This is a genomic window from Achromobacter piechaudii NBRC 102461, assembly GCF_001571245.1.
In the GTDB taxonomy this organism is placed as follows: Bacteria; Pseudomonadota; Gammaproteobacteria; order Burkholderiales; family Burkholderiaceae_B; genus Achromobacter; species Achromobacter piechaudii.
The window spans coordinates 1,191,040-1,206,238 of the sequence record NZ_BCTK01000001.1 but is presented as its reverse complement, the minus strand read 5'-3'; the positions used below and the strand labels follow the sequence as shown (position 1 = coordinate 1,206,238).

Sequence of the window (15,199 nt, the reverse complement as noted above, 5' to 3'; positions counted from 1 at the left end):
TCCACCGATTCAATATGCTGGAGATGCGTAATGAGCTGGCGCCATCCCTTACTTCCGGCATTGCTGCTGTTGGCTCTCTTCGGCGCTTACGCCGCGCCGACGCAGGCCGCATGCAGCGATAAAAAAATCATTTCGCTGTCGGACGAAGGCAAATCGGTCAAGGCGATAGCCAAGACCTGCAACATGACGGTCGCCAAGGTGCGCGCCGTGGTCGAAGCGGATGACAACGCCGCAGAGGACGTCGCGGCGGCCACCCCTGCCCCCGCGCCTGCCCCCAGCAAGCTGCCATCGGGCGCGGGCCTGGCCAGCTGCGACTGCCAGGGCACCGTGCCGTACGGCGACAAGGCGCCGGAACAGCGTTGCCAAAGCGGCACATCGATCGCAACGCCGTGCGCAGGCTACTGTCCGCCGCGCGGCATCGCGCCGTGGCGCCGCGTGTGCAGCTAGGTCGGCCGCAACCCTGACGTCACGACGGATGGACCGCAGGATGCTCCGGCATTCCCGCCTGATTCTCAGGCCGTGCGTGCACCTGATGAATACGCAGGCCGTCGCGCCGGGCGACCTCGAAGCTCCAGTCATGCATGCGGATGGTGTCGCCCGCATCGGGCAACCGGCCCATCGCGCGCAGCACGCAACCTGCCAGCGTCGCGTCGGGATAGTCCTCGACCAGCCCCGGCGTGTTCAACAGGCGCGCCGCCTCGCTGACCGACAAGGCGCCTTCCAGCAACCACGAGCCGTCCGACAACTGCAAGGCTTCGGGCTGGTCTTCGCTGTGCTCGGGCAGTTCGCCACCCACGGCGGTCAACACGTCCATCGGCGTCACCAGGCCTTCGCACACGCCATGCTCGTCCACCACGATCAGCATGTGATCGCGCGAGGCGCGCAGCTCTTCCAGAATCTTCAGCACCGGCGTGGTTTCCATCACGTAGCGCGGCTCGCGCGCAAGTTCCACCAGGTCGATCGGACCGGGGTTACGCAACAGCGGCAGCACATCCTTGAAATGCAGCACGCCCAGCACGTTGGACGCGTCGCCCGCGCACAGCGGCAGGCGCGAGTGGCCGGTAGCGAACTTGCGCACGACCACGTCGGGCGTATCGGCGACGTCCAACCACGTCATGTCGCCACGGGGCACCATGATGGAGCGCACATCATGCGCGCCCACCGACAGCACGCGTTCGATCATGGAACTTTCCTCGGGTGCGAACGCGGGCTCATCGCCTGCGCCGTCCACCAGCGCCGCCATGTCGTCGACCTGCTGGCCCGGCTTGCCGGCGCGTTCAGCGCGCAGCAGGCGCAACACGGCCTGCGCGGTGCGCTGGCGGCGGCCCAGTGCGTGCGTGCCTTTGGCGCGATTGCGTCGGGCCAGCTGATTGCACAACTCGATCAGGATGGAAAAACCGATGGCGGCGTACAGATAACCCTTGGGCACATGGAAGTTCAGGCCTTCGGCAACCAGGCTGAAACCGATCATCAGCAACAGGCCCAGGCACAGGATCACCACGGTCGGGTGACGGCCCACGAAGGCCATCAACGGGCGGCTGGCGACCATCATCACCGCCATGGCCACCACCACGGCGATCATCATGATGCTCAGTTCCTGCACCATGCCCACGGCGGTAATCACGGAGTCCAGCGAGAACACGGCGTCCAGCACCACGATCTGCAAGATGACCTGCCAGAAGATGGCGTGCTGCACCTTCTGTCCGGCGTCATGGCCCGCACTGCCCTCCACGCGCTCATGCAGTTCCATCGTGCCCTTGAAGAGCAGGAACAAGCCGCCAAGGATCAGGATCAGGTCGCGTCCGGAAATCTCGCTGCCCAGCACGGTGAACAGCGGTTCGGTCAGCGTCACCACCCACGCGATGCTGGCCAGCAGGCCCAGGCGCATGACCAGCGCCAGGCTCAGGCCGATCAGGCGCGCGCGGTTGCGCTGCTCGGGCGGCAGCTTGTCGGCCAGAATCGCAATGAACACCAGGTTGTCGATGCCCAGAACAATTTCAAGTATCACCAGCGTCGCCAGGCCGAGCCAGGCGGTGGGGTCGTTCATCCAATCAAAAATCATCGTTGATCCGCGAAAGTCGGGCGAGCGCGCGCGACGGCGCCGCCTTGCTGAGAAAGAAAAGCGTGGTCTTCAAGGGGGGAATGGATGCGGCCAGGCGGAGCGCGACACGCGAGTTGCGTGGCGGCATGCACGATGCCAATCGAACGGGCGCGCCGTGAAAAATCGACGGCCATTCGGGGGACGGAAAGAAAAGTCGGGCGCCAAGGCGCCCTGCTAGGAGGGGGGTCTTCGTTCATAAGAGGCCGTGTCCGCCAGGCTGCCAGCGCAACCGTTCGACGAACACCGCCATGCTCTCGTTCTTACAGGAACCTGAAATGATACCTGAAAGTGCTTGTGACACGCCCGCGTTCGTCGAACGCACCGGACATCAGCGAGTATCCGCGCCGCCACCCGAGCCCGACGTGGCGCCCGCGCCGGGCATGCCTGCATTGTCGGGCGCCCCCGCCTTGCCGGCAGGCGTTTGCGTGCCGCGTGTCGATCCGGATTCGGGTGTCGCGCGGCGCGGGTCCGGCTCTCCCTTGGGCGGCGCGTTCGAGTCCATCGACCGCGCATCGGGCCTCTTGGCCGTTTCTTCAGTGGATGGCATTTTCTTCTCGTCCCCGGTCTGCGCACCCGGCACCGGCTTGCCGATCGCGTTGGCGGGCGCGGTTTTCTCGTCGGCGGTGGGCATGGGCATCGACGGCGGTCCCGCCTGGGCGACCAGCGTGGTCTGCGTGGTTTGAGCGGTGCTCATCTGCCAGGGCAGCGTCGCCAGCATGGCGCATAGCAGTAGCAGTTTGTGGCTTTTCATCGTTGTCTCCCAGTTGAAAACAGTGACAAACTAATTGCCAGCGGATAACGATTTGGTACGGATCTCTTTCAACTCATGGGCAAGTAGCGTGCCTGCCCTGACACTGGAGCGATGCATGGACGATCAATCCCCTAAGGATTTACCCGCAAGCGACCAGCCGGTGGCAGGCCGGCGTGGCTTGCTCAAGGCCCTGGCCGTCGGCGTGCCCGGCGCGGCCTGGGCCGCCAAGGCGGTGGGCGCACCGTCGGCGCCGGCTGCGGCGGCCGGCAGCATTGAAGGCCAGGCCGCCACCGCATCTGGCGCTGCGCGCACGCTGCAATTCTTCAACACGGCGGAAGCGCGCGCGATGGACGCAATTGCCGCTCGCCTGATTCCCGCAGACGAACTGGGCCCTGGCGCAAAAGAAGCTGGCGTCACGTTTTTTATCGACGGCCAACTGGCCGGCGCGTGGGGCGCGGGCGCCCAGTTCTATCGCCAGGGACCTTTTGAAAAAGGCACGCCCGAACAGGGCTATCAGCTGTCTTTCACGCCGGCGGAAATGTTCCGTCGCGGGCTGGCCGCCCTGGATGCCGCCACCCGCAAGCAAGACGGCAAACCCTACGCGGAACTCGACGAAGCCAGGCAAGATGCCTGGCTTCATGATTTGCAGGCAGGCAAGGTCGATTTTTCTCCATTGCCTTCCGACGTGTTCTTCCAAGCCATGCTGGACGCCACCATCGAAGGCTTCTTCTCGGACCCGCTGTATGGCGGCAACGTCGACATGGTCGGCTGGAAGCTGGTCGGCTTTCCCGGCGCGTATGCCTCGTTCTCCAACGACATCGAACGCCACGGCGTCATCTGGGCGGGCAAGCCCGTGTCGATCGCGAATGCCAAGGGCCACACGATGAATGCGGGAGACAAGCATGGCTAAAACCTTACCTGCCGTGGACGTCGCCATCATTGGCGGCGGCTGGACCGGATCCATCATCGGCAAGGAGCTGGCCGCCGCCAACCAGAAGGTGGTCGTGCTGGAACGCGGCCAGGCGCGTTGGCCGTCGCCCGACTTCCAGGGCCCCAATGTGCACGATGAGCTCAAATACACCCGCCGCCACGAACTGCACCAGGACGCGGCCACCGAAACCTTCACGTTCCGCAACAACACTGACCAGAAAGCGCTGCCGATGCGCCGATGGCAATTCGCCTACCCCGGCACGCATCTGGGCGGCGCGGGCAATCACTGGTCGGGCGCCTACTACCGCTTCGACCCCACGGATTTCCGCATCCGCAGCCACTACACCGAACGCTATGGCGCGGGCATCTTCGACAAGGAACTCACCTGCCAGGACTGGCCCCTCACCTATGACGAGCTGGAGCCTTACTTCGATCGCTACGACTACCTGATCGGCGCATCGGGCCAGGCCGGCAATATCAAGGGCCAAAAGCAGGAAGGCGGCAACCCCTTCGAGCCCTGGCGCTCGCGCCCCTACCCCAATCCGCCGATGAAGGTGCCCTATGCCCCCGCGCTGTTCGGCGAAGCCGCGCGCGGGCTCGGCTACCACCCCTACGTGCAACCCTCGGCGCTCTGTACCCGGCCCTACGTCAATTCCGAGGGCCTGCACATGAGCGCGTGCGTGTATTGCGGCTTCTGTTCCAACTTTGGCTGCGAGCATTTCGCCAAGGCATCGCCGCAGGTCTGCATCCTGCCGGTTGCGTTGAAGATGGAGAATTTCGAAATCCGCACCGGCGCGCACGTGCTGCGCGTGGAACTGACCGAAGACAAGAAGCGCGCGCGCGGCGTGACCTACGTGGATGCAGCGGGCGAAGAGGTGTTCCAACCCGCCGAGATCGTCGTCCTGTGCGCGTTTGGCATCAATAACGTGCGGCTGCTGCTGTTGTCGGGCATCGGCAAGCCCTACGATCCGGCCACCGACACCGGTGTGGTCGGCCGCAACTACACGCACCAGACCACCTCGGGCGTGAACCTGTTCTTTGATGAATCGGTCAACATCAACCCCTTCATGGGCGCGGGCGCGGTGGCCGTGACCATGGACGACTTCAGCGCCGACAACTTCGATCACGGCCCGCACGGCTTCGTGGGCGGCGGCTATCTGCAAATCCAGGTGGTCAGCGGCGCGCCCATCGGCTACCACCCCACGCCCAAGGGCACGCCCGGTTGGGGCGCGGATTGGAAAAAGGCCGTCAAGCGCTACTACAACCACTCCGCGTCCATCACCATCACCGGCTCGGCGCAGCCGTGGCGCGGCGGCTACCTGAGCCTGGACCCGACATACAAAGACGCCTGGGGCCTGCCGCTGCTGCGCATCACGTATGACTTTCCCGACAACGACATCCGCATGTCGGCGTTCCTGACCGACAAGGGTGACGCGATCGGCCGCGCGATGAAAGGTGTGGTCCGCACCGAGCCCGGTCCGCGCAAACGCCCCTTCTCGGCGACCGCCTATCAGTCGACCCACCTGACCGGCGGCGCGGCGATGGGCGACAACCCCGACACCAGCGTCGTCAACCGCTACGGGCAAAGCTGGGACGTGCCCAATGTGTTCGTCACGGGCGCGGCCTTGTTCCCGCAAAACTCGGGCTACAACCCGACGGGCACCGTGGGCGCGACCGCCTACTGGATCGTCGAAAAAATCAAGGCGGACTATCTGCGTTCGCCGGGACGGCTGGTGTAATCATGATCGAACATCGCAAAGGCATAAGCATCGCCCTCGTGCTGATCGCGGCCCCGCCGCTGGTCACGCTGATCGCCACGGCGCACCAGATGATAGGCACGGGCGGCGACGGGCTCATCCGCGCCTCGGCCGTGACGGCGTCAAGCCCGCCCGCAACGGCCGCGCCCAAAGCGGCGGCCCCTGCGCCAGCGAGTCCACCGGCAAGTGCGCCAGCGACTGCACCGGCTGCTGCACCCGCCACGTCGCCCGCGTCACCGTCGTCCGGATCGTCGGGCTCCGCATCCCCCGCCGCCGCCGCGCCTACGCCCGTGCCCGGCCGCAGCGCGCAGGACTTCACCGCGTCACGGCCGGCGTGGGAAGACTATCTGCGCGGCGCGGACCCGGCTGCCGGCAAGCTGCTTGCCGCCAATGGCAAGCCCGCCGCCGGCGTGCAAGCCTGCGTGGCCTGTCACGGGCAAGCCGGCGTGACGCCTACGGGCGGCATCTTTCCAAACCTGGCGGGCCTGAGCAGCGAGTACCTGGCCAAGCAGCTGGCTGATTTTCGTAGCGGCACGCGGATTCAGCCCTTGATGAATACCGTGGCGCGCGCGCTGACCGAACAGGAAATCGGCCAGGTGGCGGCGTACTACGGCACCCTGGCCGGCCCGCCGCTGCACGTGGGCGAGTTCGGCGGTGAAGCGGCCCGCAAGCTGGACCTGCAAGGCGATGGCGCGCGCGCCCTGCCCGCCTGCGCCAACTGCCACGGCCTGCGCGGCATGGGCGAAGGCGTGTTGCTGCCCCGGCTGGCGGGCCAGTCGCGGGAATACTTCACTGACCAGATGAATGCGTTTCGCAGCGGGGCACGCCAGAACGACGACGTGGGCGTCATGCGCGCCTTCTCGCAACGCCTGACCGACAGCGAGATCCAGGCGTTGGCGGCCTACTACGCGGGCCCCGCGCCGCAGCAGAAGTAGAGCTGCGCCACGCAGGAGGCTTGCGGCGGCCGCGTGCCGCCGCAAGCCTTTGCGCACGCATGTACAATCGCCACCGCCGCTTCTGCAATGGACGCGGCGATCGCCTCAACGCGATCCTTAATTGGACCCGGCTTGCCGGGTGGCTCGGCCGGGCGCCTATCCCTCGGACAACTTCAAGCGCTTTCGGGTACGTGTCCGAGATCAACCGCATCCTGCCCTTGGCACGATAACGACCCGCCGCTTGCTGACTCAGGTTAGCCAAACCATGTTTTTGTTTTCCAAGCTTCGCCGCGACTGGATGTCCAATCCGCGCGCCGATATTCTTGCGGGCGTGCTCGTCGCGCTGGCGCTCATTCCCGAGGCTATCGGCTTTTCCATCATCGCCGGGGTCGATCCCAGCGTGGGCCTGTACGCCTCGTTCTCGATCGCGCTGATCATCGCGTTTGCCGGCGGACGTCCGGCCATGATCTCGGCGGCCACGGCCGCCATCGCCGTGCTGGTTGTGCCGCTGGTACGCGATCACGGCATCGCCTATCTGTTCGCCGCATCCGTCCTGATGGGCGTCTTGCAGATCGTCGCGGGCCTGCTGCGCCTGGACCTGCTGATGCAATACGTGTCGCGCTCGGTCGTCACCGGCTTCGTCAACGCGCTGGCCATCCTGATCTTCATGGCGCAACTGCCGCAACTGACGAACGTCACCTGGGTCGCCTACGCGATGGTGGCCGCCTCGCTGGCCATCATCTATGTGCTACCCCGATTCACCAAGGTGATTCCGTCGCCGCTGGTCGCCATCATCGCCATGACGGCGGTGTCGATCTATCTGGGGCTGGACGTCAACACCGTGGGCGACATGGGCCAACTGCCCACCGCGCTGCCCACGTTCGCGTTGCCCGACGTGCCATTCACACTGGAGACGCTGCGCATCATCCTGCCGTACTCGCTCACGATGGCGGCCGTGGGCCTGCTGGAATCAATGATGACCGCGCAGATCGTCGACGACATGACCGACACGGCCAGCGACAAGCGCCGCGAATGCAAGGGCCAGGGCCTGGCCAACATCGTCACGGGTTTTCTGGGCGGCATGGGCGGATGCGCCATGATCGGGCAATCGGTCATCAACGTGCGCTCGGGCGGCCGCACGCGCCTGTCTACTTTCGTGGCCGCCACGTTCCTGCTGTTCCTGATCGTGGTGCTGGGGCCGCTGGTCGCGCGCATCCCGATGCCGGCGCTGGTGGCGGTGATGATCATGGTGTCCATCGGCACCTTCAACTGGCGCTCGCTGCGCAACCTGGGGTCGCACCCCTGGCAGTCCTCGGTGGTGATGCTGGCGACCGTGCTGGTGGTGGTGTGGACGCATGACCTGGCGCGCGGGGTGTTGACGGGCGTGGTCCTGAGCGGACTGTTCTTCGCCGGCAAGGTCAAGGGCTTGCTGACCGTGAGTTCGCAACTGTCCGAGGACGGGGCGGTTCGCACGTACCGATATCGCGGCCAGGTGTTCTTCGCGTCGACCAGCCGCTTCGCCGACGCCATCGATTTCACCGATGAAGCGCCGGCTGTGGTCATCGATCTGAGCGAGGCGCACTTCTGGGACATCTCGGCCGTGGATGCGCTGGAAAAAACGGTGGCCAAGCTGCGTCGCGCCGGCAAGCGCGTCGAGGTGGTCGGGCTGAATGCCGCCAGCACCACCCTGGTCGGCAAGTACGCCGCGCCGACTCAGCCCGGCGCGCACTGAGCGGCCGAGACGCCGGCGCGTAGCGGTGCGTCGGCGTTTCCATTCTGCGGTCGTTACGGACTGAGCAGATCGGACAGCGCGTTGCCCAGCTCCTTGACCGCGCCCGTCACGCCTTCGGCCGCGCCTTCCGCGCCCACGCCGATGGCCCGCCCAAAGCCCTGTGCCACCTGCGCGGCGAAACCGCGCGTGACCGAGAACTTGGGATTGTCCAGGCTGCCGCGCAGCGCGAATTCAAAGCGCAATGCGCCGGTCTTGTCTTTCATGGCGGCCAGCACGGCCTTGCGCGGCAATGAAAACACCGAGCCGTCGCCGCTGAACTTCAGATCGCGCAGCGCCACGGTGCCCGAGGCGCGCAAGTCCCGCTTGGCGATGGCGGTCGTCATGTCCAGGTCCATTGCGCCGCCCGACAGCGTGCCGGCCCCGTTCTCCGACAGGTACGGCGCGGCGTAGCGCACATCCATGTTGCGCACGGCCACTTTCATCTCGGCGTCCGTGCCGCCGATGGCCACCCAGCCTTGGGCTCGCACCGTGGATTTGCCATTGCGGTTGTCCTGCACCTCGCCGCTGAACTCCATGTCGCTATGGGCGCCCTCGCCCGGAATCGCGACGGGGTTCAGCCGCGCCTGCACATTCTGGAAGGGGATGCGATGCGGCGGTTTGGAGACCACCGCGTCCAGGAAATCCAGGCGGCCGTCGCGCAGCACCAGATCGCCGATCCGTATCGGCATGCGCTCGCGCGCGCGGTTGTCGTTGGCATGCATGGCGCTCTGCAAGGCCGGCGCAATCTCCATGTCGCCCTCGCCGCCCCGCACCACGGCAAAATCAAAGCCTTCGACCACCACGGTGTGGAACACCGCCTCATGGCGCAGGAACGACGTCCATTCCGGTTCCAGCATCACGCGCTTGGCGCTGGCCGCCGCCTGCCCCGCGGCGCCCGGCACCGTCACGTCTGTCAGCACCACCTGCCGCAAGCCCACGCTGATGTCGCCCACCTGGCTGCGCGGTCCCAACAGGCTGTAGATGCGCTGTTCGACCATGCGCGTAGCCGCAAAGGCAAGAATTGCCACCAGCGCAATCAGCACCAGCAGCACGGCCAGGGTGGTGCCCAGGGCGGAACGCCGGCGCGGGGCTGGGGCGGGAATGCTCATGAAGGATCCTGTGTGGGGCCACGGAGGCGGCGACGGAGACGGCGCGCGCGGCAAGGCCGCAGGCGCATCGAAAACATGGTCAAAGATACGGCAACAATATTCAATGGTCGAAAAGGATGATGGCAGCAAACCCGCGCGCCAAGCAAATGGCCCCGACCGCGCCCGAGTCTTGGGCGTGGCCGGGGCCGTCGGGAGTCGCGCTTGCCGTGCTGTGTAATCAAGGCGCGGTCAAGACATTAACGCTGCGTCTTGTTTTGCTGTCCGGGGGTCTGGCCTTGCTGGCCCTGGCCCTTGTCCATTTGCTGGCCGGACTGCTGACCTGATTGGCCCGGTTGCTGACCCGACTGATTGCGGTCGCGCGAATCTTCCTGGCTCTGCTGCTTCTGCGGTTGCTTTTGCTGGTCGGGCTGGTTCTGATTAGACATTGCATGTCTCCTTTACGGCGGAACAATTCCGCTATGACAGGAGTAGCAACTGACGTGCCCAAACCGGATGTGCGCCCGGGCGGGGATGGCGGATGTAGCCGGCCCCGTTTTAGGCGCGCGGCGGCGGGCCGGCGCTTCGGTAAGAATTACCGGCGGTCCGGCTATTGTGTAGTGACGCGCACGGCCACGCCGGGTTCGGCGTCCGCGCCATCGAAGGCTTCGATCCAAGACGAGGCGTAGTTGGCGGAGGCGCCCAGCCGCGAAATCCCGTCGCGCTGGGTGCGCAGGCGAACCATGAGTTCGTCCAAGGGCATCGGCCTGCCCAGCGCAAAGCCCTGGCCATAGCGGCAGCCCGCCGCGCGCAGGGCGGGAATATCGGCGACGTTCTCGACCCCCTCGGCCACGACGCGCCAGCCCATGCGGGTGGCAAGCTCGGCCGCGGCGCGCAGCACTTCGAAGGCCACGGCGCTACGACGCATGCGCGTGACGAAATACTGATCGATCTTGACTTCAGACAGCGGGATCGCGGACAGCAACTTGAGCGATGCGTGGCCGGTGCCGAAGTCGTCCAGGCTGACTTCGCAGCCCGCGTCCTCAAGCTTCATCAACGACGCGCGCAGCACGTCGAGTTCCCTGATGGGCTGGTCTTCGGTGAGTTCGACGCGCACCAGCGAGGCCGGCAATTCGGCGGCATGGATGCGGTCGAGCAGAAAATCCACGCAACGCTCGTCTGACAGCGTGGTGGCAGGCGCGTTGATCGCGATGGGCACCGCGAGGCCCATCCTGCGCATCGTCAGCAGCACGTCGATCACGCGCAGGCACACGCGTTCGAACAGCTGCTTGTCCAGACCCATGCGGTTGACCGCAGGAATGAACTCGGCGGGCATGACCACGCCCAGGCGGGGATGTTGCCACCGTGCCAGGGCCTCGGCTGACACGATCTTGCCGGTCAGCAAATCCATCTGGGGCTGCAACAATACGCGCAGCCCATCCTTACCTGAAACCATGGCCGCGATCTCATCGTCGCTGACCACCGAGCCTGTGGAAGCCTCGTGATTCGGTGTCATGTCAACGCTCCTCGCGTGTTCCTGGATGAAGCCTGCGCTGTCCGGGCGCAGATAGGAACACATTGGGACATGAGTATTCACTGTTGGCTTGCCGCGATCGCCCGTTAAATTCCGCTACGCGATCGCAAATGTTTTTTTATGCCATTTCGCGCAATTGTTCCAGGCAAATTTACGTATATCTGGAGACAAGTTCTCATTTGTGTAACCATCCGTATATCAACCTGCCTTGTCGACATGCTAGGGTTTGCATCCCTGGCCCCCTCGCCCCAATGCTGCTGCTTCATTTAGCGTGACAAAACTGCTTTCCCGTTGGCGCGCCTCGCTGCGCCATGTCCTTTGGGTGGACGCCCTGCAAGCCGCCGCGATCAGCGCGGCGCCCGTCATTCTGGCCGTGCTGGTGCACGAACCGCGCCTGGGCTGGACCGCCATCGCGGCGTTCTGGGCCTGCTTCGGCGATCCGGGCGGGCCATTGCGGCAGCGCGCCGGTTCCATGCTGGCGCTGGGCCTGGTCGGCGCGCTCTTCTGCTTTCTGGCCAGCGCCAGCGCCGGCCACCTGTGGCTGCTTTTGCCACTGACCTTCCTGTGCTGCACGTTCGGCGGCTTGCTGCGGGTCCTGGGCCCCGCCGCCGCCATCGTCGGCACCTTGCTGTCGGCCGGATTCGTGGTGGCGGCCGAGCTGCCGGCCCCCACGCTGGCCGAAAGCCTGTCGTACACGCTGTTCTTCCTGGCAGGCGCGGTCTGGGCCATGTTGATGACGGCGCTGGTCTGGCGCCGGCGCCCGTGGAAAGACGCGACGCACGCCGTGGCGCATTGCTACCGCGGGCTGGCCGACTTTGCCGATGCCTTGGCGCGCATGTATTCCGGCTTGACGCCCGCCGCCGGCCCGCAGGCCTGGACAGCCGTGACCAAGCCGCAACGCAGCGCGCAACGCGCCGCGCTGGAAGCCGCGCGCGTGCGCATCCGCGAGGTCCAGGCGACCCGGCCCTCCCGCCGCGCCCGCGCGCATCAGTTGATGTATCTGCTGGACAACGCCGAAGACAGTTTCATTGCGCTGGTCGCCGCCGCCGATCTGCTGGAATCGAACGCCCCGCGCTGGTTGGGACGCAGCGCGGGCGCCCATCTGTCGCATGCGTTGCACCGCTATGCCAGCGTCTGCAACGCCATCGCCAGCACCTCGGACGTCAGCGACGCCAAGCAGGCCGAATGCCTGCGCGAACGTCTGGCGCATTTTGCTGCCGGCCTGCACGACCTGCGTGGCGGCGCGATGGCTTATGCGCCCGATCTGGCGTCCGTCGTCCCGGTGCTGGACCGCATGCTGCATACGGCCGAATCGGTCATGCAGGCCCTGTTCGATCAGGGCGACGCGCCGGTCGCGCCGGTTGCCGCGCCGGGCTTGCCCAGCCGCGCGCGCCAGGCCGCCCGCACCTTGCGTCAGAACATCGGGGTGGAGTCGGACGCGTTTCGCCATGCCTGCCGGGTCGGCGTGGGGGCAACCATCGCGGTTGCGCTGTCCAAGACGTTCGCCGTCAATCACGGCTATTGGATGTCGTTGACGCTGGTTTTCATCCTGCAACCCTACTTCGCCACGACTTGGCAGCGCACGGTGGAACGCGTGATCGGCAGCGTCGCGGGCGCCGTCGGGGCCTCCTTGCTGGGCCTGATGTTGAGCACGCCGCTGTCGGTCGCGCTGGCAGTGCTGCCGATTGCGCTGGGCACCTTCGCCACCCGCACCATCCACTACGCGTTGTTCACCTTCTTTTTGACCTCGCAGTTCGTGCTGGTCAGCCACATCCAGCAGCCCGAAATCTACGAGCCCATGCTGGCCGCGCTGCGCGCCTTCAACAGCGTGCTCGGCGGCGTGCTGGCGCTGCTGGTGGGTGTACTGGTCTGGCCGGAAAAAGAACCTCGGCAATTGGCTGACGCCCTGACGCGTGCGCTGGACCGGCACGCCGCCTATGCCTTGGCGCTGATCCGGCAGAAAGGCCGCGCGCCGTCGGCCCCCAGCCAGGCGGACATCGTCGGGTTGCGCAGGCTGGCCTGCCTGTCGGCCGACAATGCCGAGGCGTCTTTGCAGCGGCTGCAACAAAACCCCGTGCATCGTGATCGCAAGGTCGACACTGCCGTGAACCTGCTCAATGCCATGCGCCGGATCACCGCCGCCGGAACGGTGCTGGAAATTCAACCCGCCCTGCCCGACGACGCCCCGGCCGCCGCTTCCGCGTTGCAAGACTATGGGCGAGTGCTGGCGCATGCCCTGCACCCGCAGGACGATGCGCCGGCCTTGTCCGCGCGCCAGTTCGCGGTGCCAGCCGCCGTGACGGCGGCCGATCCCGCTTTGGCGGGGCCGCTGGATCGCATCGCCCAGCAAGCTCGCCAGGTGCGCCAGTTGCGCGACCGCATTGAAAAAGAGTCCCCGCTGTGACCTGGATTTGCGTTTGCCCCGGTAAATTGGCCGGGACTTGATGCGCGTCAAGGGGCGCGCGGGCGGAAAGCGCAACCATGAAACCATGGGACGCTAACCAAGGAGACCCGCCATGTACCGCCGAATTTCCGTTCATCTGGATCACGGTTTCGACTGCAAACGCCGCACTGCGCTGGCGCTGTCGCTTGCGCAACGTCATCAGGCGGAGCTGGTGGGCATATACGCCAACGCCGCGCCGCCGCAGTACTACTACGGCGAGTCGGTGCTTATGTCTCGCACGTTGAGCGTCATCAAGGAATTGCAGGCGCAGAATCGCGGGGCGGTCGAAGATGCCTTCCGCGATGCCGCCAGCGCCGCCGACGTGCCCGCCGTGGTGCGCGTGGGCGACGGTGCTCCCAGCGTCACGGTGGCGCTGCATGCACGCGCCACCGATCTGGTCATCGTCAGCCAGTTCAACCCCGACGACGTCGAGGCCGCGCACGAAATCGAATTCGTCGAACAGTTGCTGCTGACGGCCGGGAGGCCCGTGCTGGTGCTGCCTTCCAGCGGAGAATTTCCGGCCATCGGCCACCGTGTGCTGGTGTGCTGGGACGGCAGCCGCGAATCTGCACGCGCCCTGGCCGATGTCATGCCCGTTCTGCGACAGGCGTCAAACGTGTCCGTATTGACGATGGACGAAGGCGAGGCGGCATCGAAAGCAGGCGCCGTCGACCTGCGCGACCTGGCGGCCTACTGCGTGGCGCACGGCATGCCCGAGCCGGACCTTGTCCGCCGCGACATCAAGGGCGTGGGCGTGGGCAGCACCATCCTGAACGCTGCCGCTGACCATAGCGCCGACCTGATCGTGATGGGCGCTTATGGCCATAGCAAATTCCGCCAATGGGCAATGGGCGGGGCGACGGCTTCCATCCTGAAGAGCATGACCGTGCCGATCATGTTCTCGCACTAGGCGGGCAGCCTTCAGGCGGCTTGGGCTTGCGCGTCCAGCACCGGTGTCAGCACCGGCTGGCCGCCAAAATGCGCCGTGGCGTTTTTCAGGAACAACGCCACGGTCGCCGCCACCGCCTCGGGCGAGCGCCCGGCGCTATGCGGTGTCAGCACCACGTTGTTCAATTTCAGCAGCGCCGGCGGCAAATTCGGTTCGCCATCCACCACATCCAGGCCTGCGCCCGCGATACGCCCCTCGGCCAGGGCCGCGATCATGGCGTCCGTGTCGACGACGCTGCCGCGCGCAATGTTGATCAGGTAGCCCGTCGGCCCCAAGGCTTGCAGCACTTGCTCGTCCACCAGATGTCGGGTGCCCGCGCCGCCGGGCGTGGCGATAACCAGGAAGTCCGACGCCGCCGCCAACTCGCGGGGATTGTCGAAATAGGTGTAGCCCGATTCCGGACGCGCGCGCCGATTGAAATAACCGACCTGCATGCCGAACCCATTCGCGCCGCGACGCGCGATCTCAAGGCCGATCGTGCCCAGACCCAGGATGCCCAGGCGCTTGCCCGTCACCTGTGGGCCCATGAAACCGCTCCAGTGTCCCTGCCGGACCCAGGCATCGGCCTGCGGCAGATGGCGTGCCACGCCCAGCAGCAGCGCCATGGCGTGATCCGCGACCGACACGGCGTTCGCGCCGGGGCCGTTGGTGACGGTGATGCCGCGTGCGTGCGCGGCGGCCAGATCGATGTTTTCGTATCCCACCCCCAGCGAACAAACCAGTTCCAGCTTGGGCATGGCTGCCATTTCGTCCGCACGCAGGCCCGTGGCGCCACGCGTGAGCACAACGCGGATGCGGTCGGCATGATCCTGGATGGCTTTCGCGCGGGTTTGCGCGGTCGGCGCGTAGATCGGCTCGAAGCCGTGCGCCTGGAACTCGGGCAGGTATTCCTGCACGCTGTCGATCAAAACTAGCAAGGGGATGGTCATGGTGGCGATGCCGG

At 66.0% G+C, this 15,199-nt stretch carries 13 protein-coding genes and 1 other annotated feature; of the genes, 7 read left to right on the top strand and 6 right to left on the bottom strand.

The window, feature by feature from the left end; all coding sequences use genetic code 11:
- The first annotated feature begins 30 nt into the window (after positions 1-30).
- On the top strand, positions 31-447 hold the full coding sequence (locus API01S_RS05410; RefSeq protein ID WP_006219556.1) for a hypothetical protein: 417 nt from the start codon (positions 31-33) through the stop codon (positions 445-447).
- Between the two features lie 19 nt (positions 448-466).
- Here the strand turns inward: API01S_RS05410 and API01S_RS05405 are convergent, their stop codons facing one another.
- Complete coding sequence (locus tag API01S_RS05405) at positions 467-2,062, bottom strand: TerC family protein (RefSeq protein ID WP_061303473.1); 1,596 nt, start codon at positions 2,060-2,062, stop codon at positions 467-469.
- A 367-nt stretch (positions 2,063-2,429) separates the two neighbouring features.
- On the bottom strand, positions 2,430-2,852 hold the full coding sequence (locus API01S_RS05400; protein ID WP_061303471.1) for a hypothetical protein: 423 nt from the start codon (positions 2,850-2,852) through the stop codon (positions 2,430-2,432).
- A 115-nt stretch (positions 2,853-2,967) separates the two neighbouring features.
- On the opposite strand from API01S_RS05400, the gene API01S_RS05395 reads away from it, so the two are divergent.
- The 4 genes from API01S_RS05395 to API01S_RS05380 all read left to right on the top strand — a co-directional run bounded on the left by API01S_RS05395 (position 2,968) and on the right by API01S_RS05380 (position 8,206).
- Positions 2,968-3,762: a gluconate 2-dehydrogenase subunit 3 family protein gene (locus tag API01S_RS05395; protein ID WP_061303470.1), complete on the top strand. Its 795-nt coding sequence runs from the start codon at positions 2,968-2,970 to the stop codon at positions 3,760-3,762.
- Positions 3,755-5,521: a GMC family oxidoreductase gene (locus API01S_RS05390; protein ID WP_006219561.1), complete on the top strand. Its 1,767-nt coding sequence runs from the start codon at positions 3,755-3,757 to the stop codon at positions 5,519-5,521. The genes API01S_RS05395 and API01S_RS05390 overlap by 8 nt, the downstream gene beginning before the upstream one ends.
- A 2-nt stretch (positions 5,522-5,523) precedes the next feature.
- Positions 5,524-6,474 (top strand): c-type cytochrome, encoded by a 951-nt coding sequence (locus API01S_RS05385; protein WP_061303467.1) that lies wholly within the window; start codon positions 5,524-5,526, stop codon positions 6,472-6,474.
- A 120-nt stretch (positions 6,475-6,594) separates the two neighbouring features.
- Positions 6,595-6,647: a sequence feature (sul1 is cis-regulatory element that is thought to sense ions involved in sulfur or methionine metabolism; They are found in Alphaproteobacteria), on the top strand.
- Between the two features lie 92 nt (positions 6,648-6,739).
- Positions 6,740-8,206, top strand: coding sequence for a SulP family inorganic anion transporter (locus tag API01S_RS05380; protein WP_061303465.1), 1,467 nt, complete (start codon positions 6,740-6,742; stop codon positions 8,204-8,206).
- Positions 8,207-8,259: 53 nt separating this feature from the next.
- Here the strand turns inward: API01S_RS05380 and API01S_RS05375 are convergent, their stop codons facing one another.
- The 3 genes from API01S_RS05375 to API01S_RS05365 form a co-directional block, all read right to left on the bottom strand.
- Positions 8,260-9,354 carry a DUF748 domain-containing protein gene (locus API01S_RS05375; RefSeq protein WP_006219564.1) on the bottom strand — a complete coding sequence of 365 codons (1,095 nt, stop codon included), beginning with the start codon at positions 9,352-9,354 and terminating at the stop codon, positions 8,260-8,262.
- Positions 9,355-9,590: 236 nt separating this feature from the next.
- Entirely contained in the window at positions 9,591-9,779 is a 189-nt protein-coding gene (locus API01S_RS05370) for a hypothetical protein (RefSeq protein WP_006219565.1), read from the bottom strand.
- A gap of 161 nt (positions 9,780-9,940) precedes the next feature.
- Complete coding sequence (locus API01S_RS05365) at positions 9,941-10,846, bottom strand: EAL domain-containing protein (protein ID WP_061303463.1); 906 nt, start codon at positions 10,844-10,846, stop codon at positions 9,941-9,943.
- A gap of 289 nt (positions 10,847-11,135) precedes the next feature.
- On the opposite strand from API01S_RS05365, the gene API01S_RS05360 reads away from it, so the two are divergent.
- Positions 11,136-13,268, top strand: a complete 2,133-nt coding sequence (locus API01S_RS05360; protein ID WP_050728726.1) for an FUSC family protein — start codon at positions 11,136-11,138, stop codon at positions 13,266-13,268.
- Between the two features lie 112 nt (positions 13,269-13,380).
- Complete coding sequence (locus API01S_RS05355; protein ID WP_050728725.1) at positions 13,381-14,217, top strand: universal stress protein; 837 nt, start codon at positions 13,381-13,383, stop codon at positions 14,215-14,217.
- An 11-nt stretch (positions 14,218-14,228) separates the two neighbouring features.
- On the opposite strand, the gene API01S_RS05350 is transcribed toward API01S_RS05355, so the two are convergent.
- Positions 14,229-15,185 carry a 2-hydroxyacid dehydrogenase gene (locus tag API01S_RS05350; RefSeq protein WP_061303461.1) on the bottom strand — a complete coding sequence of 319 codons (957 nt, stop codon included), beginning with the start codon at positions 15,183-15,185 and terminating at the stop codon, positions 14,229-14,231.
- Positions 15,186-15,199 lie beyond the last annotated feature (14 nt).